Source organism: Kitasatospora sp. NPDC004723 (genome assembly GCF_040609255.1).
GTDB lineage: Bacteria > Actinomycetota > Actinomycetes > Streptomycetales > Streptomycetaceae > Kitasatospora.
The window spans coordinates 35,798-57,367 of sequence record NZ_JBEXJT010000022.1 but is presented as its reverse complement, the minus strand read 5'-3'; the positions used below and the strand labels follow the sequence as shown (position 1 = coordinate 57,367).

General features: G+C 75.8%; 9 protein-coding genes and 1 pseudogene. 8 read left to right on the top strand and 2 right to left on the bottom strand.

Annotation, left to right across the window (positions count from 1 at the left end; translation table 11 throughout):
• Positions 1-27 precede the first annotated feature (27 nt).
• The 4 genes from ABZW10_RS21570 to ABZW10_RS21555 are packed head-to-tail and all read left to right on the top strand — an operon-like array spanning position 28 to position 17,553.
• Entirely contained in the window at positions 28-5,880 is a 5,853-nt protein-coding gene (locus ABZW10_RS21570; protein WP_355368222.1) for an SDR family NAD(P)-dependent oxidoreductase, read from the top strand.
• Positions 5,877-16,571, top strand: a complete 10,695-nt coding sequence (locus tag ABZW10_RS21565) for an amino acid adenylation domain-containing protein (RefSeq protein WP_355368219.1) — start codon at positions 5,877-5,879, stop codon at positions 16,569-16,571. Before ABZW10_RS21570 ends, ABZW10_RS21565 begins: the two co-directional genes overlap by 4 nt.
• Positions 16,568-17,311: a 3-oxoacyl-ACP reductase FabG gene (gene fabG / locus ABZW10_RS21560; protein ID WP_355368216.1), complete on the top strand. Its 744-nt coding sequence runs from the start codon at positions 16,568-16,570 to the stop codon at positions 17,309-17,311. The genes ABZW10_RS21565 and fabG overlap by 4 nt, the downstream gene beginning before the upstream one ends.
• 29 nt (positions 17,312-17,340) lie before the next feature.
• On the top strand, positions 17,341-17,553 hold the full coding sequence (locus tag ABZW10_RS21555) for an MbtH family NRPS accessory protein (protein ID WP_355368213.1): 213 nt from the start codon (positions 17,341-17,343) through the stop codon (positions 17,551-17,553).
• Positions 17,554-17,608: 55 nt separating this feature from the next.
• Here ABZW10_RS21555 and ABZW10_RS21550 read toward each other — a convergent pair whose 3' ends face one another.
• Positions 17,609-18,013, bottom strand: a complete 405-nt coding sequence (locus tag ABZW10_RS21550) for a hypothetical protein (protein WP_355368210.1) — start codon at positions 18,011-18,013, stop codon at positions 17,609-17,611.
• 116 nt (positions 18,014-18,129) lie between these two features.
• Between ABZW10_RS21550 and ABZW10_RS21545 the strand changes: the two genes are divergently transcribed.
• Positions 18,130-18,642: an ATP-binding protein gene (locus ABZW10_RS21545; RefSeq protein WP_355368207.1), complete on the top strand. Its 513-nt coding sequence runs from the start codon at positions 18,130-18,132 to the stop codon at positions 18,640-18,642.
• A gap of 91 nt (positions 18,643-18,733) precedes the next feature.
• The gene (locus ABZW10_RS21540) at positions 18,734-19,222 is read left to right on the top strand and encodes an NADAR family protein (protein ID WP_355368204.1); all 489 of its coding nucleotides are present in this window, start codon (positions 18,734-18,736) and stop codon (positions 19,220-19,222) included.
• Positions 19,223-19,261: 39 nt separating this feature from the next.
• On the opposite strand, the pseudogene ABZW10_RS21535 reads toward ABZW10_RS21540, so the two are convergent.
• Positions 19,262-19,414 (bottom strand): annotated as a pseudogene (locus ABZW10_RS21535) (transposase); the annotation flags it as partial.
• A gap of 155 nt (positions 19,415-19,569) precedes the next feature.
• Here ABZW10_RS21535 and ABZW10_RS21530 point away from each other — a divergent pair.
• Positions 19,570-19,710 carry a hypothetical protein gene (locus ABZW10_RS21530; RefSeq protein WP_355368201.1) on the top strand — a complete coding sequence of 47 codons (141 nt, stop codon included), beginning with the start codon at positions 19,570-19,572 and terminating at the stop codon, positions 19,708-19,710.
• 221 nt (positions 19,711-19,931) lie between these two features.
• A complete protein-coding gene (locus ABZW10_RS21525) occupies positions 19,932-21,350 on the top strand; it encodes a beta-propeller fold lactonase family protein (protein WP_355368198.1) in 1,419 nt (472 codons plus the stop codon).
• Positions 21,351-21,570: the final 220 nt, after the last annotated feature.

Sequence of the window (21,570 nt, the reverse complement as noted above, 5' to 3'; positions counted from 1 at the left end):
GATGTGAGAGGGCGACAGGAGACCCCGATGCCGGAGATGTCCGAAGAACTCGACCAGATCGCCATCGTCGGGATGGCCGGCCGCTTCCCCGGCGCCCCCGACGTCGACACCTTCTGGAGGAACCTGGAGGAGGGCCGGGAGTCGATCGCCGCGCTCTCCGAGGAGGGGCTCCGGGCGTCCGGGGTGGACCCCGAGGTGTCCGGCCGGGACGGCTACGTACGGGCCAAGGGGGTGCTGGAGGGCGCCGACCGCTTCGACGCGGCGTTCTTCGGCTACAACCCGCGCGAGGCCGAGATCATGGACCCGCAGCACCGGGTCTTCCTGGAGTGCGCCTGGGAGGCGCTGGAGTCCGCCGGCTGCGTGCCGGAGGCCTTCGAGGGGCGGATCGGGGTGTTCGCCGGATCCGGCATGAACACCTATCTGCTGCACAATGTGACGGCCAACCGGCGGGTCTTCGACTCGGCGGGCCCGTACCAGACGCTGCTCGCCTCCGACAAGGACTTCCTGGCCACCCGGGTCGCCTACAAGCTCGGCCTGACCGGCCCGGCGCTCAGCGTGCAGACCGCCTGCTCCACCTCGCTGACCGCCGTCCACCTGGCCTGCCAGAGCCTGCTCAACGGCGAGTGCGACGTCGCGCTGGCGGGCGGCGTGTCGATCGGCTCGCCGCTGGAGCAGGGCTACGCGTACGAGCCCGGCGGCATCCTCTCCCCCGACGGCCACTGCCGGCCGTTCGACGCGGCGGCGGGCGGGACGGTGCCGGGCAACGGCGCCGGCGTGGTGGTGCTGCGCCGGCTGGCCGACGCCCGCCGTGACGGCGACACCGTGGACGCGGTGGTGCTCGGCTCGGCGGTCAACAACGACGGCTCGCTGAAGGCCGGGTACACCGCGCCGAGCGTCGACGGCCAGGCCGCGGTGATCGCCGAGGCGCTGGCGATGGCCGGCGTGACGGCCGACTCGGTCGGCTACGTGGAGGCGCACGGCACCGGCACCGCGCTCGGCGACCCGATCGAACTCGCCGCGCTCACCCGGGCGTTCCGGGAGTCCACCGACGCCACCGGCTACTGCGCGATCGGCTCGGTGAAGAGCAACATCGGCCACCTGGACGCCGCCGCCGGGGTCGCCGCGCTGATCAAGGCGGTGCTGGCGCTGCGGCAGGAGGCGATCCCGCCGTCGCTGCACTTCACCAAGCCCAACCCCGAACTCGACCTGGAGTCCGGCCCGTTCTTCGTCAACGACCGGCTGCGGCCGTGGCCGCGCGGCGGCGGTCCGCGCCGGGCGGGGGTCAGCTCCTTCGGCATCGGCGGCACCAATGTGCACCTCGTCCTGGAGGAGGGCCCGGACCCCGATCCCGCGCCGTCCGCGCCGCCGGTGTCCGAGGAGGACGGCGCCCCCGTCCTGCTGCCGCTGTCCGCGCGGAGCGCGCAGGCCCTCGCCGAGGGCGCCCGGCGGCTCGCCGACCACCTGGAGGCGCACCCCGCCACGCCCCTGGCCGACCTCGCCCACACCCTGGCCCACCACCGGCGCGCCTTCGACCGGCGCCACGCGGTGGTCGGCCTCGACCGGGCGCGGACCGTGGCCGCGCTGCGCGCCGTCACCGCCGCCGGTACGGCCGAGGCCGCCGACCGGGCCCCGGTCGCCTTCCTCTTCCCCGGTCAGGGCACCCAGTACGTCGACATGGCCCGCGGCCTGTACCGCCGCGAGCCGGTGTTCACCGCCGAACTCGACCGCGCCGCCGAACTGTTCGCCGCCGAGCTCGGCGAGGACCCGCGCGCGCTGCTGTTCCCCGCCCCCGGCGCGGCCGAGGCCGCCGAGGAGCGGCTGACCCGCACCGAGTTCGCCCAGCCGGCACTGTTCCTGGTCGAGTACGCGCTGGCCCGGCAGTGGGAGGCCCGGGGCGTGCGGCCGGACGCCATGGCCGGCCACAGCGTCGGCGAGTACGTCGCGGCCTGCCTGGCGGGCGTGTTCTCGCTGGAGGACGCGGTGCGGCTGGTGGCCGCCCGGGGCCGGCTGGTCCAGGCGATGCCCACCGGGTCGATGCTCACCGTGTTCCTGGCCGAGCGGGACCTCGCGCGCTGGCTCGGCGAGGACCCGGACCTCGCGGTGGCGGCCGTCAACTCCAGCGAGCTGAGCGTGGTCTCCGGCCCGGCCGGGGCGGTGGACGGCCTGGAGCTGCGGCTCAAGGCCGCCGGCGTCCCCTGCCGCCGGCTGCACACCTCGCACGCCTTCCACTCCGCCGCCATGGACGGCGCGGTCGGCCCGCTGGTCGAGGCGGTCCGCGCGGTGCGGCTGCACCCGCCGCGGATCCCGTTCTGCTCCAACGTCACCGGCACCTGGATCACCGACGAGGAGGCGACCAGCCCCGAGTACTGGGGCCGCCACCTGCGCGCGCCCGTCCGGTTCGCCGACGCCGCCGCGCTGCTGCTGGCCGACCCGTCCCGGGTCCTGCTGGAGGTCGGCCCCGGGCACACCCTCGGCGACTTCGTCCGCCGCCACCACGCCTGGCAGGAGGGCCGCACGGTGGTCACCTCGCTGCGGCACCCGCACGAGCGCGAGGACGACCGGGTGCGGCTCGCCCGGGCGCTGGGCGCGCTGTGGAGCGCCGGGGTGACCGTCGACCCCGCCGTGCTCGGGCCCGCCACCGGCCGGGTGCTGCGGCTGCCCGGCTACGCCTTCCAGCGCGAGCGCTACTGGGTCGAGCCGGACCGGGGCACCGCCGCCGTGGCGCAGCGGCCGGCCGGACCGGTGCCGGTCGAGGACTGGTTCCGCACACCGGGCTGGAAGCGCCTCGCCCCGGCCGCCGGGCGTCCGGTGCGTGAGGGCGAGCCGCTCTGGGTGGTGCTCGGCGACGGCACCGGCCTCGGTGCCGCCCTGGCCGACCGCCTCGCCGGGCAGGGCGCCGCCGTGGTCCGGGTCGGCGCCGACGACGGCTCCGCGCGCAGCGACGGGCTGCGCGTCCCCGCGCTGCTCGCCCGCGGCGAGCACTCCTGGACGCTGGACCCGGCCGATCGCGCGCAGCTCGCCGAACTGCTCGGCGCGCTCGACCTCCGGAGCGCCGGCTCGCTTCGGCTGGTGCACGCCTTCAGCCTCGCCGACGACGCGCCCGACGGCCCGACCGGCGGCACGACCGACGGCCCGTCGGCCGGCCACGTCCTGAACGAGGCGCGGCTGGCGGCGGCCCGCCGGCTCGGCCTGGACAGCCTGAGCGCCCTCGCCCAGGCCGTCGAGGACGCCCGCCCCGGCCTGCCGGTCACCGTCGACGTGCTCTGCCGGGGCGTGCACGCCGTCACCGGCGAGGAGCCGCTGCGCCCCGAGCAGGCGCTGCTGACCGGCCCCTGCACGGTCGTCCCGCAGGAGCTGCCGGACGTCGACTGCCGGCTGCTGGACCTCACCGGCACCGACCCCGCCGCCCCGGCCGAGGAGGCGGTGCGCGCCCTGCACGCGCTGCTGCTGCGCGACCCGGACGAGCGCGAACTCGCCCTGCGCGGACGGCACTGGTGGGTCCGCGACTTCGACGCCCTGCCGCTGGCCGACGCCGGCCCGGCGGCCGACGGCCCGGCGCAGCTGCGCGACGGCGGCGTCTACCTGGTCACCGGCGGGCTCGGCGGCGTCGGCCTGGCCCTCGCCGAACAGCTGGCCCAGGGCTGCGAGGCGCCCGTCCTCGGTCTGCTCGGCCGCTCCGACTTCCCCGCCGAGGACGCCTGGCCGGACTGGCTGGAGACGCACGGCGAGCAGGACCCGACCAGCGTCCGGATCCGCCGGCTCGCCGGGCTGCGCGAGCGCGGCGCCCGGATCGCGGTGCTGCGCGCCGACGTCACCGACGAGTCGGGGCTGGCCGCCCGGCTGGCCGAGCTGCGCGAGCGGTTCGGCCCGTTGAACGGCGTCGTGCACGCCGCCGGGGCTCCGTCGGCCGGAATGCTGGCCCGCCGCACGCCGGCCGAGGCGGACGGCGTGCTGGCGGCGAAGACCGTCGGCACCCTGCTGCTGGACCGGCTCTGCGCGGACGACCCGCTGGACTTCCTGCTGCTCTGCTCCTCGGTCAGCGCCGTCCTGGGCGGGCCCGGCCAGAGCGACTACGGCGCGGCCAACGCCTTCCTGGACGCCTTCGCCCAGTGGCGGCGCGCGCAGGGCCGCCCGGTGACCTCGCTCGGCTGGGGCACCTGGGAGGGCGTCGGCATGGCCGCCGGACTCACCGCCCGGCCGGGCGCCACCGGGGCGGAGACCGGGCACCCGCTGCTGCGGCTGGTCCGCTCCGAGGGCACCACCCGGGTCTACGAGACGGTGTTGTCCACCGCGGACAGCTGGATCGTCGACGACCACCGGCTGATGGGCCACGGCCTGGTGCCGGGCACCGCCTACCTGGAACTGGTCCGCGCCGCGCTGGCCGGGCAGGCCGGCGGGCGCGAGACGGAGCTGCACGACGTGCTGTTCATGACGCCGGTGATCGTCCCCGACGGGCAGCACCGGACGGTGTACACCACGGTCGAGGAGCACGAGGGCCGCACCCGGTTCACCGTCCGCAGCCGCCCCGCCGAGGGCGCGCCCTGGCGCGAGCACGCCACCGGCTCGGCGTCGTTCCACGAGCGCGGCCCGGACACGGTGCGCGACCTGGCCGAGGTGGAGGCCCGCTGCGAGGTGACCGAGGTGCTGTCGACCGAGGCGGAGATCCGCAGCCGGCTCGGCGTGGAGCGCTTCGAGGAGGGCGGCGGACCGCTGCAGTTCTGGTTCGGGCCGCGCTGGCAGGTGCTGGAGACGATCCGCACCGGCGGGCGGCGGATGCTCGCCACCCTGCGGCTGGACGACGCCTTCCTCGCCGACCTGGAGGCCTACCCGCTGCACCCGGCACTGCTCGACATGGCCGGCGGCGTCTTCCGGCTGCACGCCGAGGACCCGTACTACCTGCCGCTGACCTACCGCTCCCTGCGGATCCTGCACCCGCTGACCGGCACCGTGCACGTCGCGGTGGAGATCCGGCACCCGGCCGGGTCGACCGGCGAGACCCTCAGCTGCGATCTCGAACTCCTGGACCCGGACGGCCGGTTGCTGGTGCGGGTGACCGACTTCACGGTCAAGCGGATCAACGACGTGGACGCGCTGCTGGAGCAGATCGCGCAGACCGTCGCGGAGGCCGAGTCCGCGGGCGGCGACACCGCCGGCGACGCCCCGCGGCCGGAGGCCACCGGGGTGCTCGCGGCGCTCGGCGAGGGCTTCGGCGAGCCGGACGGCCGGGCGGCCTTCGCCCGGGTGCTGGCGCAGGCCGAGCTGCCGGCCCACCTGGTCGTCACCCCGCAGGACTTCGACGCGCTGCGCCGGCTGGCCCGCTCGATCACCCCGGAGCTGCTGGCCCGGGAGCTGGAGCAGCTGGCGCCGCTGGGCGGCAGCCACCCGCGCCCGGACCTGGCGACCCCGTTCGTGGCGCCGGCCACCGAGCAGGAGGAGGCCGTCGCCGCGCTCTGGCGGGAGGTGCTGGGCGTCGAGGAGGTCGGCGTGGACGACGACTTCTTCGCCCTGGGCGGCCACTCGCTGGCGGCCGTGCAGATCAACACCCGGATCCAGAGCCGCTTCGGGACCGAACTCGACCTGCGGGACTTCTTCCACTCCCCCACCGTCGCGCACACCGTCCGGCTGCTGGCCGGAGCCGGCGGCGGCGACCGCGGGGAGGCCATCGAGGCCCTGAGCCGGGACGATTCCGTCGAGCTCCACGGCCTCGAAGCGCCGGACGACCCGGACGGCCCGGACGCCGCGGCTGACCTGGCCGGGCCGGCCGCCCTGGACGGGCTCGACGACCTGGACGACCTGGACGGCCTGTCCGACGACGAGGTGGAGGCCCGGCTCCAGGCCCTGCTCGCCGAGGAGTCCACCGACCTGGGGGACCAGGAATGAGCACCCGCGACACTCACGAGGACGGACCCGCGATGACCACCCCCGACCCGTCGGCCCTGTCCGCCGCCGAGAAGCGGGCCCTGCTCGCCGAGCGCCTGCGCCGCAAGCAGGCCGCCGCCCGCCCGCGCCGGCACCGCTTCCCCGCCTCCTTCCCGCAGCAGCGGATGTGGTTCCTGGACCAGCTGACGCCCGGCGACACCGCCTACAACGTCTGCGGCGCCACCCGGATCCGCGGCCCGCTCGACCTGGAGCTGTGGCGGCGCGCCGTCTCCGCCATCGCCCGCCGCCACGAGGCGCTGCGCACCACCTTCCGCGAGGTGGACGGCGAGCCGGTGCAGGTGGTCACCGAGGGCGCCGAGCCGGAGTTCGCCGTCGTCCGCTGCGAGCACCTGGCCGGGCCGGACGGCGAGGAGGGCGTGCAGGCCCTGGCCCGGGAGGAGTTCGCCCGCCCGTTCGACCTGGCCACCGGCCCGCTGGTGCGGATGCGCTTCCTGCGCCTCGCCGCCGACGAGCACGTCCTGCTGCTGACCATCCACCACATCGCCGGCGACCTCTGGTCCACCTCGGTGTTCCTGGACGAACTCGTCGCGCTCTACGGCGGCTACGCCGGCGGCACCGAGGCCGCGCTGCCCGAGCTGCCGGTGCAGTACGCCGACTACGCGGTCTGGCAGCGCAAGCGACTGGAGGGCGACGGGGCGGCGGGCGACCTCGCGTACTGGACCGAGGCGCTCGCCGGGGCCCCGGTCGCCCTGGAGCTGCCCGCCGACCGGCCCCGGCCGGCTGTGCGGACCACCCGCGGCGGCTCCCGTCCGTTCGCGCTCTCCGCCGAACTGATGGACCGGGTGCGGGAGTTCAGCCGGGCCGAGGGCGTCACCCCGTTCATGACGATGCTCGCGGCCTTCCAGGTGCTGCTGCACCGCTACAGCCGGGAGGAGGACGTCGTTGTCGGGGTGCCGGTCGCCAACCGGGGCCGCCCCGAGGTCGAGCGGCTGATCGGCTACTTCGCCAACATGCTGGCGCTGCGCACCGACCTGTCGGGAGCGCCGTCCTTCCGGGAGCTGCTGGCCCGGGTGCGGCCGGTCTGCCTGGGTGCCTTCGCCCACCAGGAGCTGCCGTTCGAGCGGCTGGTGGAGGAGCTGCACCCGCAGCGCGACCTCTCCCGCACCCCGGTGTTCCAGGTCTCCTTCGTCTACCAGAACATCGCGATGCCCTCCTTCGAGGTGGCGGGACTGCACCTGGAGCCGATGGAGGTGGCGAGCAGCACCGCCCGCTTCGACCTGGAGCTGCAGGTCTTCGACCGCCCGGAGGGCCTGAACGGCCGCTTCGAGTACAACAGCGACCTGTTCGAGGCGGCCACCGTCGACCAGCTCGCCGGCCATCTGCGGCTGCTGGTGGAGCGGCTGCTCGCCGACCCGGACCGCCCGGTCGGCGAGCTGCCGCTGCTCTCGGCCGACGAGGAGCGGGAGCAACGCGAGCGCGGGAACGACACCCGCCGGGAGTGGCCCGGGCCGGGCCCGGTGCACCACCGCTTCGCCGAGCAGGCCGCCCGCACCCCGCAGGCCGAGGCGGTGCGCTGCGGCGCCGAGGCCCTGAGCTACGCCGAGCTGGACGACCGCTCCGCCCGGCTGGCGCACCGGCTGCGGCGGCACGGCGTCGGCCGGGACGTGCTGGTGGGCGTCTGCACCGAGCGCTCGGTGGACCTGGTGGTGGCACTGCTGGCGGTGCTCAGGGCGGGCGGCGCGTTCGTCCCGCTGGACCCGGAGTTCCCGCCGGAGCGGATCGCCTTCATGCTGGCCGACTCCGGGCTGCCGGTGCTGCTCACCCAGCGGCCGGTGGCCGAGCGGCTGCCCGCGTCCGGCGCCGAGGTGCTCTGCCTGGACGAGCTGAGCGCGGAGCTCGCCGCCGAGCCGGCCGGCGACCCGGGCGCGCCGGTGGACCCGGCGGACCTCGCCTACGTCATCTACACCTCGGGCTCGACCGGGCGGCCGAAGGGCGTGCAGGTCCCGCACCGGGCGCTGGCCAACTTCCTGCGCTCGATGGGCGAGCGGCCGGGCCTCACGGCCGAGGACACCCTGCTCGCCGTCACCACCCACTCCTTCGACATCTCGCTGCTGGAGCTGCTGCTGCCGCTGGTGGAGGGCGCCCGGGTGGTGGTCGCCGAGCGCGCCGCGGCCGCCGACGGCGAGCGGCTGGCGCGGCTGCTGGCCTCCTCCGGGGCGAGCGTGATGCAGGCCACCCCGTCCACCTGGCGGATGCTGCTGGACGCGGGCTGGCGGGGCGCGCCGGGCCTGAAGGTACTGGCCGGCGGCGAGGCGCTGCCGGACGGACTGGCACGGCGGCTGCTGGCCGGCGGCATGGAGCTGTGGAACATGTACGGGCCGACCGAGACCACCATCTGGTCGGCGGTGGCCGAGGTCGGCGAGGGCCCGGTCTCGATCGGCGCGCCGATCGCCAACACCGAGCTGCACGTGCTGGACGAGCGGGGCCGGCTGGTGCCGCCCGGGGTGCCCGGGGAGCTGTGCATCGGCGGCGCCGGCCTGGCCCGGGGCTACCTGGGCCGGCCGGAGCTGACGGCGGACCGGTTCGTGCGGCACCCGTTCGACCCGGACCCGGCGGCGCGCCTCTACCGCACCGGGGACCTGGTGCGCCGACGCCGCGGCGGGGGCATCGAGTTCCTGGGGCGGCTGGACCACCAGGTGAAGCTGCGCGGCTTCCGGATCGAGCTGGGCGAGATCGAGAGCGAGCTGGCCGCCCGCCCGGAGGTCGGCCACGCGGTGGTGACGGTGCGCGAGGACGTTCCCGGGGACCAGCGGCTGGTGGCGTACGTGGTGCCGGCCGCCGACGGCGTCGACGGCGACGGCGGCGGCCCGGCCGAGGAGTGGACCGACCAGGTCGACGAGTGGCGCCGGATCTGGGACACCGCCTACGACGAGCCGGAGGACGCCCCGGAGGCCCCCGCCGCAGCCACCGCCACCGCCACCGCTGCCGTTTCCGCCACCGCTGCCGGGATCCCCGGCGAGGACCTGCGCGGCTGGAACAGCAGCTACACCGGCGAGCCGATCCCGGCCGGGGAGATGCGCGAGTGGGCCGACCGCACCGCCGAACGGGTGCTGGACCTGCGCCCGCGCGCGGTGCTGGAGATCGGCTGCGGCACCGGCCTGATCCTCCAGCGGGTCGCCCCGCACACCGAGCGGTACTGGGGCACCGACATCTCCGAGGTCGCCCTGGACGGCCTGCGCACGGTGGTCGACGCCGCCGCCGGCGCCTTCGGCGAGGTCGCCCTGCACGCCTGCCCGGCCGACCGGCTCGACCGGCTGCCCGAGCGGCTCTTCGATGTCATCGTGCTCAACTCGGTGGTCCAGTACTTCCCGGACGAGCGCTACCTGCTGCGGGTCGTCGAGGGCGCGCTGGCCCGCCTCGCCCCGGGCGGCTCGCTGTTCCTCGGTGACATCCGCAGCCTGCCGCTGCTGTCGGCGTTCCACCTCTCGGTGCAGGAGGCGCACGCCGAACCGGGCCTGCCCGCCGCCGAGTTGCTCGCCCGGGTGCGCCGCCGGACGGAGGAGGACGAGGAACTCGTCTTCGACCCGGAGCTGTTCACCGCCCTGCCCCGGCGCTTCCCGGCGATCACCGAGGTCCGGGTGCTGCCCAAGCGGGCCGCCACCGCCAACGAGCTGACCCGCTTCCGCTACGACGTCGTGCTCACCACCGGCCGGCCCGCCCCCGAGCCCGCCCCCGCCTGGCTGGACTGGACGGCCGAGGGCCTGACCGTGGAGGCGCTGCGCGAGCGGCTGGCCACCGAACGGCCCGCGCTGCTGGCCGTCCGCGCGGTGCCCAACGCCCGGCTGCGCGACCTCGCCGACACCCTCGGGCAGCCGGCGGCGGCCGGCACCCCGCCCACCGAGCGCCCCGACGCCGAGCACGTGCCCGCCGAGCGCCCGGACGCCGTGGACCCCGAGCAGCTGTGGGCGCTCGGCGAGGCCACCGGCTACCGGATCGACCTCGACTGGTCCGGCCACGGCCCCGACGGCGCGCTCACCCTCGTCGCCCGCCGCACCGGCGCCGACGGCACGCCCGTCCACGCCCTGCCGCGCCTCGCCGAGGTCCCGCCGCAGGAGCCCGACTGGGGCCGCCACGTCAGCGGCACCCGCCGTCGGCTGACCCGCCGGCTCGTCCCGGTGCTGCGCGCCGCCCTGGCCGAACGGCTGCCCGGCTACATGGTCCCCTCCGCCTACGTCCTGCTCGACGCCCTGCCGCTGACCCCCAACGGCAAGACCGACCGCAAGGCGCTGCCCGCCCCCGACGGCGAGCGCCGCGACCTCGCCGCCGCGTACGTCGCCCCGCGCGACGAGCGCGAGGAGGCGCTGTGCGCGCTGTTCGCCAAGGTGCTCGGGGTGCCCGCGGTCGGCGTCCACGACAGTTTCTTCGACCTGGGCGGCCACTCGCTGCTCGCCACCCGGCTGGTCTCCCAGATCCGCTCCGCGCTGGGCGCCGAGGTGCAGGTCCGGGCGCTGTTCGAGACCCCGACGGTGGCCGGGCTGGCCCGCCACCTGGCCGGCGGCGGCCCCGGGGGTGACGGTGCCGCGCCGCCGCGCCCCGAACTGGCGCCCGAGGCCCGGCCCGACGAGCTGCCGCTCTCCTTCGCCCAGCGCCGGCTCTGGTTCCTGGACCGGCTGGAGGGCCCGTCCGCCACCTACAACATCCCGATGGCGGTCCGCCTGAGCGGCCCGCTGGACACCGCCGCGCTGCGTTCCGCGCTCGCCGACGTGGTCGAGCGGCACGAGGCGCTGCGCACCGTCTTCCCCGACACCGCCGGCGTCCCGCGCCAGCACGTGCTCGGCCCCGCCGCCGGGCAGGCCGCGCCGGCCGTCACCGAGGTGCCCGAGGCGGACGCGGCGCCGGCCGTGCTGGCCGCCGCCCGCCACCGCTTCGACCTGGTCCGGGAACTCCCGGTGCACGCCGAGCTGCTGGTGCACGGCCCGGAGCGGCACACCCTGGTCCTGGTGGTGCACCACATCGCCGCCGACGGCTGGTCCGTCGCCCTGCTCGGGCGCGACCTGGCCGTCGCCTACGCCGCCCGCCGCGACGGCCGCCGGCCGCGCTGGGCGCCGCTGCCGGTGCAGTACGCCGACTACACGCTGTGGCAGCGCCGGCTGCTCGGCGACCAGGACGACCCGGACAGCACCTGGAACCGTCAACTCGCCTACTGGCGGCAGGCACTGGACGGCCTGCCGGAGCGGATCGCGCTGCCGGTCGACCGGCCGCACCCGGCCGGGCCGAGCCGGCGCGGCGGCACCGTGGCGCTGCGCTGGGACGCCGGGCTGCACGCCGCCGTCGCCGGGCTCGCCCGGGCGCACGACGCCAGCGAGTTCATGGTCGTGCACGCCGCGCTGGCCGCACTGCTGCACCGGCTGGGCGCCGGGGAGGACGTCCCGGTCGGGGCGACCGTCGCCGGACGCACCGACGCCGCCACCGAGGAACTGATCGGCTTCTTCGTCAACACCCTGGTGCTGCGCGTCTCCGCCGCCGGGCGCCCGACCTTCCGGGAGCTGCTGGCACAGGTCCGCGAGCGCGGCCTGGACGCCTACGCCCACCAGGAGGTGCCGTTCGAGTTCCTGGTGGACGCCCTGCGGCCGGCCCGCTCCACCGCCCACCACCCGCTGTTCCAGGTGATGCTGGCCTGGCAGAACGTCCCCGACGCGGTGCTCGGCCTGCCGGGCCTGCGTGAGGAGGTCCTGCCGGTGGACACCGGCGGCGCCCGGATGGACCTGGTGTTCTCGCTGACCGGCCGCCGCACCCCGGGCGACGGCGCGCCGGCCGGGATCGACGGGGTGATCGAGTACAACGCCGACGTCTTCGACCCGGCCACCGTGGAACTGCTGGCCGAGCGGCTGCGCCGGATGCTGCTGGCGGTCTGCGCGGCGCCCGGGCTGCCGATCGGCGAGGTCGAGCTGCTCGACCCCGAGGAGCGGCAGCGGCTGCTGACCGGCTGGAACGGGGCTTCGCGCGCGCTGCCCTCCGCCACCCTGCCGGAGCTGTTCGAGGCGCAGGTGGCCCGCACCCCGGAGCGGCTCGCGGTGCTGGACGCCGAGCGGGAGCTGACGTACGCGCGGCTGGACGCGGAGGCCAACCGGCTGGCCCGGCTGCTGATCGCCCGCGGCGCGGGCCCGGAGCGGCCGGTGGCGGTGGCGCTGGCGCGCTCGGCCGCCTCGGTGGTGGCGATGCTGGCCGTGGTCAAGGCGGGCTCCGCCTACCTGCCGGTGGACCCGGACTACCCGGCGCAGCGGATCGCCTTCCTGCTGGAGGACGCCCGCCCGGTGCTGCTGCTGACGGACGGGCGGTCGGCCGGCGCGCTGGCGCCGGGCGAAGTCCCGGTGCTGGTGCTGGACGGGCCGGAGGTGGCGGCCGAGCTCGCCGGGCACCCCGCGACCGCGCCGACGGACGCCGACCGCAGCGGGCCGCTGAGCCCGGCGAACGCGGCGTACGTCATCTACACCTCGGGTTCCACCGGCACCCCCAAGGGCGTGGTGGTCACCCACACCGGCATCCCGGGCCTGGTCGCGGCGCAGGCCGAGGGCTTCGGCCTGGACGAGGACGCCCGGGTGCTGCAGTTCGCCTCGCCGAGCTTCGACGCCTCGGTGGCCGAGCGCTGCGACGCGCTGCTGACCGGCGCCGCGCTGGTCGTCGTCCCGAAGGAGGAGCTGCTCCCGGGCGAGCCGCTGACCCGCACCTGCGAGCGGTACGGCGTCACCAATGCGACGCTGCCGCCGAGCGTGCTGGCCGCCGTGCCGGAGGGCGGGCTGCCGGCCGGGCTGTCGCTGGTGGTGGCGGGAGAGTCCTGCCCGGCCGCGCTGGCCGACCGCTGGTCGGCCGACCGGCGGATGGTCAACGCCTACGGGCCGACCGAGACCACGGTGTGCGCCACCCTGACCGGGCCGCTGGTGCCCGGCGACGGCGCCCCGCCGGTGGGCCGGCCGATCCCGGGCGCCCGGGTGTACGTGCTGGACGACGAGCTGCGCCCGGTGCCGCCCGGGGTGCCCGGCGAGCTGTTCGTGGCGGGCGCCGGGCTGGCCCGCGGCTATCTGGGCCGGCCCGGCCTGACGGCCCGCCGCTTCCTGCCGGACCCGTACGGGCCGCCCGGGGAGCGGATGTACCGCACCGGGGACCTGGTGCGGTGGCGGGCGGACGGGCAGCTGGACTTCCTCGGCCGCACCGACCACCAGGTGAAGGTCCGCGGCTTCCGGATCGAGCTGGGCGAGATCGAGTCGGCGCTGTCCGCGCTGCCGGAGGCGGCCCAGGCGGTGGCGGCGGTCCGGGAGGACCAGCCGGGCCGGCGCGCCCTGGTCGGCTACGTCGTCCCCCGTCCGGGAGCGGCGCCGGACCCGGCGGCGGTACGGGCCGCGCTGGCCGCGCAGCTGCCGCCGTACCTGGTCCCGGCCGCGGTGGTGGTGCTGGCGGAGCTGCCGCTCACCGCCAACGGCAAGGTGGACCGGGACCGGCTGCCGGCGCCCGAGTTCACCGCGGCCACCGGCTCCGACACTCCGCGCACCCCCGCCGAGGAGGCGCTGTGCGCGATCTACGCCGAGGTGCTGGGCCTGCCGGAGGTCGGGACCGGGGACAGCTTCTTCGACCTGGGCGGCGACAGCATCCAGGCGATCCAGGTGGTCTCGCAGGCGCGGACGGCCGGGCTGGTGATCGGCGCGCGCGACGTGTTCGCCCACCCGTCGGTGGCCGCGCTCGCGTCGGTGGCCGTGCCCGCGCAGGACGCGGCGGGCGTCGAGGACCTCGGGACGGGCGAGATCGGCCCCACCCCGATCACCGAGTGGCTGCGCGAACTGGACGTTCCCATCGACGAGTTCAGCCAGCAGGCGGTGCTCGCCGTACCACCGGGCGGGGAGCTGGACCTGCCGCGGCTGGCCGCCGTGCTGCAGGCGCTGGTCGACCACCACGACGTGCTGCGCTCCCGGCTGGCCGCCCGGGCGGACGGCCGCTGGGTGCTGCACGCCGGACCGGCCGGCTCGGTGCGGGTCGCCGACCACCTGCTGCGGGTGGACGCCGAGGGCCTGGACGCGGCCGGGCTGCGGGCGCTGACCGCCCGCCAGGCCGCCGCCGCCCGGCGCCGGCTGGACCCGCGGGCCGGGGTGATGCTCCAGGCGGTCTGGCTGGACGCCGGGCCGCACGGGCCCGGGCGGCTGCTGCTGGTGCTGCACCACCTGGTGGTGGACGGGGTCTCCTGGCGGATCCTGCTGCCGGACCTGCGGGCCGCGGGCGAGGCGGTGCTGGCGGACCGGCCGGTGGTGCTGGCCCCGGTGGGCACCTCGGTGCGCCGCTGGGCCGAGCTGCTGGCCGAGGAGGCCGCAGATCCGCACCGTCTGGCTGAACTCCCCGACTGGCAAAGTCTGTTGGCTGACACCCCGGCGCTGATCCCGGATGCCGCCGGGCCGTCCGGGGGCACCGGCCGGCTGGTCCTCACGCTGCCGCCCGAGTCCACCGCCCCGCTGCTCGCCGCCGCCCCCGGTGCCTTCCGCACCGGTGTGCAGGAGGTGCTGCTGGCGGCGTTCGGCATCGCCCTGGAGGAGTGGCGCCGCCGCCGCGCCCCGCACGGCGCGCCCGACAGCGGGGTCCTGGTCGCCGTGGAGAACCACGGCCGCCAGGAGGACCTCGCCGAGGGCGTCGACCTGTCCCGCACCGTGGGCTGGTTCACCAGCGTGCAGCCGGTGCGGCTCGCCGCCGGCCCGCTCGGCTGGCCGTCGGTCGAGAACGCGGGGCCCGAACTGGCCGCCGCCGTGGTCCGGATCAGGGAGCAGCTGGCCGACCTGCCCGGCGACGGGCTCGGCCACGGCCTGCTGCGCCGCCTCAACCCGCGGACCGCCCCCGAGCTGGCCGCGCTGCCCGCCCCGCAGGTGGCGTTCAACTACCTCGGGCGCTTCGCCGGCACCGGCCCGGACACCCCCTGGGCGCCGGTCACGGCCGACGCGGCGCTCGCCCTGGGCGCCACCGACACCGGCGGCGGGGCCGACGCTCCGGCAGAGCTGCGGACCCACCCGGTGGAGCTGAACGCCGTCAGCTACGACGGCCCCGACGGCCCGCGCCTGGCGGCCGGCTGGACCTGGGCGGAGGGGGTGCTGGACGAGCCCGCCGTGCGCGAGCTGGCCGAGCTGTGGTTCGCCGCGCTCGCGGCCGTCGGCAGCTGCGCCGCCCTGCCCGGCGCCGGCGGCCCGGCGCCCGTCCGCCCCCCGGCGGCCCGACGGCGTCCGGCCCGACGGGCCCGGCCCGCGCTTCGCGGCGGCGCCGTCCCCCGGGCCGACCGCACCGGCGGTGTGCCGCTCTCCTTCGCCCAGCTGGACATCATGCACCAGCCGGTCGACCCGGAGGCCTCGCACCACAACGTCATCACCGCGACGGTGCTGACCGGCACCCTCGACCCGGCGGCGCTGCGCGACAGCCTGGACGCGATCGTGGCCCGCCACGAGGCACTGCGCACCCGGATCACCGAGGACGGCGCCGGCTCCTGGCACCAGCTGACCGACCCGTCCGGCGGCTGGCCGCTGGCCGCCGCGGACCTGCGCGACGAGCCCGCGGCGACCAGGACCGAGGCGCTGCGGCGGCTGGTCCGGGCCGAGGTGGACCGCCCGTTCCGGCTGGCCGAGGGCCCGCTGGTGCGGGGCACCCTGGTCACCACCGGCCCGGACACCTGGGTCCTGGTGCTGGTGCTGCACCACATCGTGGTCGACCTGTGGTCGTACGCGCTGCTCGGCCGGGAACTGCGCGAGCTGTACGCGGCCCGGGTGCTGGGCCACGAGCCCCGGCTGCCCGAGCCGGCCGTCCAGTACCCGGACTGGGCGGCCTGGCAGCGGCGGCGGCTGGCCGACGGCGAGCTCGACGAGCACGTCGCCCACTGGGAGGGGCTGCTCGCCGACCTGCCGGAGCTGCCGCGCTTCGAGGCGCCCGAGCACCAGAAGGCCGACGCCGTCGAGGGTTACACCAGCGGCTTCGTACTGGAGCCGGAGATCACCGCGGCCCTGAAGGAGGCCGCGCAGCGCGAGGGCACCACCCTGTTCATGCTGCTGCTGTCCGCCTTCCACCTGCTGCTGCAGAGCTACGCGGACAGCGACGCCGATCTCGCGGTGGGCTTCCCGCTGGCCGGCCGGGAGCACCCGCAGACCGAGCAGATGATCGGCTTCTTCATCAACCCGGTGGTGGTCCGCCCCCGCCCGGCCGACGACGCCACCGTGCGCGACCTGGTCACCGCGGTGCGCGCGGGCGTCCTGGACGCCCATCTGCACCAGGAGGTCCCGCTGCGCTGGCTGCGCCGGGACGCCGGGGAGGACCGCAACCCGCTGCGGCTGCTGTTCAACCTGCTCAACGTCGCCGGCGAGCCGCTGGACCTGCACGGTCTGAGCGCGGCGCCGCTGAACCTCAACGTCGGCGACGCCGAGGTGATCCCGGAGCTGATCACCGAGATGCGCCCGCACAACGCGGACCTCTACCTGATGATGCACGAGTCCGAGGCCGGACTGCGCGGCCTGTGGCTGTACGCGCCGGACCGCGTCGACCCGCGTTCGATGGCCGCCATGATGCGCCAGTGGCCGCTCGTGCTGGACCTGTTGACCCGCCACCCCGACCTGCCGCTCACCGAGCTGCGCCACCGCGTCCTGACCTCCCCGCTCCCCCGACCGGAAGGCACCCGATGAACCGCACGGCCACCCCCGTCGCGCTGATCACCGGCGGCACCCGCGGCATCGGCCGCGCCACCGCCCTGCGGCTGGCCGAGGACGGCTACGACGTCGCCCTGTGCTACAGCAGCGACGCCGAGTCCGCCCGCACCCTGGAGAAGGAGCTGCGGGACCTCGGCCGCGCCGCCTACGTCCGCCGCACCGACGTCGCCGACGCCGCCGCCGTCCGCGAGCTGGTCGACGGCGCCGAGGACGCCCTCGGCCCGGTCACCGCGCTGGTCGCCTCGGCGGCGATCCTGCGCGACACCCCGCTGCTGCTGATGGAGGACCAGGACTGGCAGGACGTCCTGCAGGTCAACCTCAGCGGCGTCTACCACGCCTGCCGCGCCGTGATCGACGGCATGGCGCTGCGCCGGCACGGCGCCATCGTCACCCTCTCCTCGGTCGCCGGGGTCTGCGGCAACCCCGGCCAGACCAACTACGCGGCGACCAAGGCCGGCATCATCGGCTTCACCCGCTCGCTCGCCCAGGAGGTCGGCCGCTACGGCATCCGCGCCAATGTGGTCGCCCCCGGCTACATCGACACCGACCTGGTCGCCGACCTGCCGGAGGAGGCCGTCGAGCAGTCCCTGGACCAGGTCGCCCTGCGCCGCCTCGGCCGCCCCGAGGAGGTCGCCGACCTGGTGGCCTTCCTGCTCTCCGACCGGGCGAGCTACCTCACCGGCGAGGTCGTCCGCATCGACGGCGGCTTCCGCTGACCGTCCTCCCCCCGCCGTCAGGAGCCCCGATGTCCCACTCCCCCGCCGCCCACTGGACCGTGCTGGTCAACGACGAGGACCAGCACGCCCTCCACCCCGCCCACCTCCCCACCCCCGCCGGCTGGCACCCCACCGGCTTCACCGGCACCGAGGACGCCTGCGCCTCGTGGACCGACACCCACTGGGCCGACCTCCGCCCCCTGTCCCTGCGCCCCCGCTCCGGCTCCGGCTCGGCCGGGTAGCCCACCTCCACCGCACATCGCCGGACGCCGCTCGGCCGGCGTCCGGCGACTCCGGTCAGAGGAGGTAGGGGTACAGCTCCACCTTGTCCACTTCGACGCCGATCTCCACCCAGGCGCTGTCCGGCGGCGGCGGTGAACCGACGTCGAACAGCACCTGCGAGTCGCCCAGTTCAAGGACAGCGGCGCCGTCTCCGGTCAGCCGGAGCCGTCCTCGCAGGACGACCCGGCCGGCCTCCTCGCGTACCCCCGGTTCGGCGAGCTCGGCCGGCCACGTGTTGCGGCCCCAGAGGAGATTCGCGTCGACGGCCCATTCGATGCGGTGCCTGCCAACCGCGTCCTCCACACCACCGCGCCACACCGCCGTGGCGCTGCCGACAGGCGTGTGCACCCGGACCCTCGGAGACCCCGACGGACCCGGCGGCGGCAACGCGGTACTCACCGACTCGGTCTTCACCAGCACACCCCGATCATCCACGACCCGGCCCACCCGACCGTCCCGCCCGGGCCGCCCCGGACGATCACCTGACACCGGCCCCTCCGTCGGCGGCGGTCGGCCGGGCGTGCGAGTCTGGGCCCGTGCTGATCGCGATGGCCGGGCTGCCCGGTGCGGGAAAGAGTTCGGTGGCCGAGGAGTTGGGGCGGAAGCTGGCCGCTCCGGTCGTGTCGGTGGACCCGATCGAGGCTGCGATGTGGCGGGCGGGGGTGACGCGGAGCCAGCCGACCGGCCTCGCCGCGTACGTCGTGGCCGAGACCGTGGCCGACGGCGTGCTGGCCCTGGGCCAGAGTGTGATCGTCGACGCCGTCAACGCGGTGGAGGAGGCTCGGGCGCAGTGGCGCGCCCTGGCGTCCCGCCGCGGCGTGCCGGTGAGGTTCATCGAGGTGGTGTGCTCGGATCCGGCGGTGCACCGCCGGCGGCTCCAGGGCCGGTCGCGGGGGATCGAGGGCTTTCCCGAGCCGACCTGGGAGGCGGTGGAGCGGCGGCGGGAGGAGTTCGCTCCGTGGGCCGGCCACCGGCTGGTGCTGGACAGCGTGCTCGACCTGTCCCGGAACACCGCGACGGCCCTGGCGTACCTGGCCGCGGTCTCCTGACCGTCAACGGCGGACGGTGTGCCAAATCCGGTTGCGGCGGCCGGAGCCCCTCTGACACGGTGCGGGTGTCCGTGACACCTGCGAGGTTCCCTTGACGATCTACTTCTACGGCGCCGACGAAGTCCCCTACGGATGCTTCTCGAACTTCTCCGATCACGGCTTCGACCTCGACGGGTTCTGGTGGCCGAGCTCGGAACACTACTTCCAGGCACAGAAGTTCAAGGGCACCCGCCACGCGGACCTCGTCCGGCGCGCAAGCACGCCGCTGCGGGCGGCGGAGCTCGGCCGCGACCCGTCCAGGCCTCTGCGGAGGGACTGGGAACGGGTCAAGGACGACGTGATGCGCCGCGCGGTGGACGCCAAGTTCCGCGCGCACGCCGACATCCGCGCCCTCCTGCTGTCCACCGGTGACGAGGACATCGTCGAGGACACCACCACCGACCACTACTGGGGCCGGGGCAGAACCGGGAACGGCAGGAACATGCTCGGGCGGATCCTGGTCCGCACCCGCAGCCGGTTGAGCGCCGAACCCCCCGAAACCGGCCGACCCGGTCGGGGCGGTTCACCCGGGCGACGCTGATCCGACGACCATGTTCAGCATCACCGTGTCGCGGGCGCTCACCCGCCCCACCGCGTCATCGCGGACCGCGACATGTTCCAGCAGCTTCGCCCACGTGCCGTCCGCCTCCCAGCGGGCGAACCGCTCGTAGACGGTCTGCCACGGCCCGTACCGCCCAGGGAGACCGCGCCACGAACGGCCACGTCCGTCCACCTACGGCGATATCCGCTCCCACGCCGCGTCCGTCAACTCACCTCGACCTGCCACAGGATCAAATATCGGACAGGCCTTAGCACATCGACGGGTGGCTCCGCCGGGGATCGCGGAAACCTCGCCGGGCGGGTGCCAGGGCTGGCTACGGTTCGTTCGTGCCGGCGGATCTTCTGACTGATGAACAGGCCGAGGCGTACGGGAAGTTCGCCGATGAGCCGACCCGCTCCGAGCCCGAGCGGCTCTTCTTCCTGGACGACGTCGACCGCGACAGCCTCACGCCGTCGAGCCGCACGTGATCGGCCCTGACGGGTCAGCGCCTCTCGCCGGCACCGTGTCCCGGCACGGCCCCGGCGCCCCAGGGCCGGGGTGCCCCTCGGGCGGGCCGCCACCCCGGCCCCCGCTCGGTACGGCACGTGACCCGCACCGTCTGACCCACTTCCACACCACCACCACCCGGGCCACCGGCCGGCCACCGGGCCATGTGCTCCCACGCCGGGCCCGACGAGAGGAACCCCTTATGAGCCTGCCCACCGCACCGGTCCGCTCCTGGAGTCGACCCGGCCGCCGACTCCTTGCGATCGCCGGTTCCTGCGGCCTTGCTGTGGCCTCGCTGACCGCCGTGGCCCCCGCCGCGTACTCCGCCCCCGCGGCACGGACCGCGGCTGAGGCGCCGCTCGCCTACGTGACGAACTACAGCGACGACACGGTCTCCGTGATCGACACCGCCACCGAGACCGTCACGGCCACCTTCGCGGTCGGCGACGGCCCCAAAGGCGTGGCCGCCTCCCCGGACGGAACCCGCCTCTACGTGAGCAACGGGAACGCCGGCTCCGTCACCGTGACCGACACCTCGACGGGAGCCGTCACCGCGACCATCCCCGTCGGCAGCGGCGCCAACGGCATCGCCGTCTCACCCGACGGGACCCGCGCCTACGTCGTCAACAGCGGCCTCCAGCGGCTGACCGTCATCGACACCACGGCCAACACGGTCACCGCCACCATCACCGTCGGCAGTGCCCCGCAGGAGGTGGCCGTCTCCCCGGACGGCAGCCGCGCCTACGTCACCAACTACAACGCCCGCTCGGTGTCGGTGATCGACACCGCGACGAACACCGTGACCGCCACCATCAACGTCAGCGGATTCCCCCAGGGCGTCGCCTTCACCCCCGACGGCAGCCGCGCCTACGTCACCCGCCCCTACTCCAACTCCGTCGCCGTGATCAACACGGCCACCAGCACCGTGTCCGCCAGCATCCCCCTCACCGACGGCCCGTACGACGTCGCCGCGTCCCCGGACGGTACGCGCGTCTACGTCTCCCGCGGCCAGGGCGCCACCATCGCTACGATCGACACCGCGACGAACACCGTGACCGCGACCACCGCCTCCGGAAACACCCCCCGAGGCGTGGCCGTCACCCCGGACGGCGGCCACGTCTACACCGCCAACGGCAACTCCGCCACCGTCTCCGTGATCGACACCACCACCAACACCACCAGCGGCATCCCCGTGGGCACGACCCCCGTCGCCATCGCGATCGCCGAACGTCCGCTCGCCGACCTCGGCGTGGAAGTGACCGCCACCCCCCACCCCGGCCTGCTCAACGGCCGGATCGACTACACCGTGACCCTCACCAACCACGGACCCCGCACCCTCGCCTCCGCCACCGTCACCGTGGACCTGCCCACCCCCACCGGGGCGACCAGCCCCGACTGCACCCTCACCACCGGCAAGGCCACCTGCACCACCACCAGCCTGGCTCCCGGCGCCACCACCAGCCGTCAGATCACCGTGCCCGTCGCCGTCCTCAGCCTCGGCACTCCCTACACCGTCACCGCCACCCGCACCACCAGCACACCCGCCGACCCCAACCCCGCCAACGACAGCGCATCGCGCACCTGCACCGCCGTCACCTCGCTTCTCATCAACTGCGCCTGACAGCCTCAGCACCAACAGGGCCGCACACCGGCCCATCACCGGCCGTTCCTCTCCACACCCGGGAGGAACGGCCGACCCCGTGAATCCGATGACACGCCATCCACCGACCACTCTCCCGATCGGACACAGCAGCCACTACCGGAGGCCCGCTCACCGACCCGTTCCCCCTCGACATCGACCCCACGCGGCTGCACCGCCAAGGCCTGTCACCTGCTGCGGC

Excerpts from the sequence above, each read along its gene's own strand:
- ABZW10_RS21570 (WP_355368222.1), top strand. The coding sequence starts at position 28 with ATGCCGGAGATGTCCGAAGAACTCGACCAGATCGCCATCGTCGGGATG.
- ABZW10_RS21565 (WP_355368219.1), top strand. The coding sequence starts at position 5,877 with ATGAGCACCCGCGACACTCACGAGGACGGACCCGCGATGACCACCCCC.
- fabG (WP_355368216.1), top strand. The coding sequence starts at position 16,568 with ATGAACCGCACGGCCACCCCCGTCGCGCTGATCACCGGCGGCACCCGC.
- ABZW10_RS21555 (WP_355368213.1), top strand. The coding sequence starts at position 17,341 with ATGTCCCACTCCCCCGCCGCCCACTGGACCGTGCTGGTCAACGACGAG.
- ABZW10_RS21525 (WP_355368198.1), top strand. The coding sequence starts at position 19,932 with ATGAGCCTGCCCACCGCACCGGTCCGCTCCTGGAGTCGACCCGGCCGC.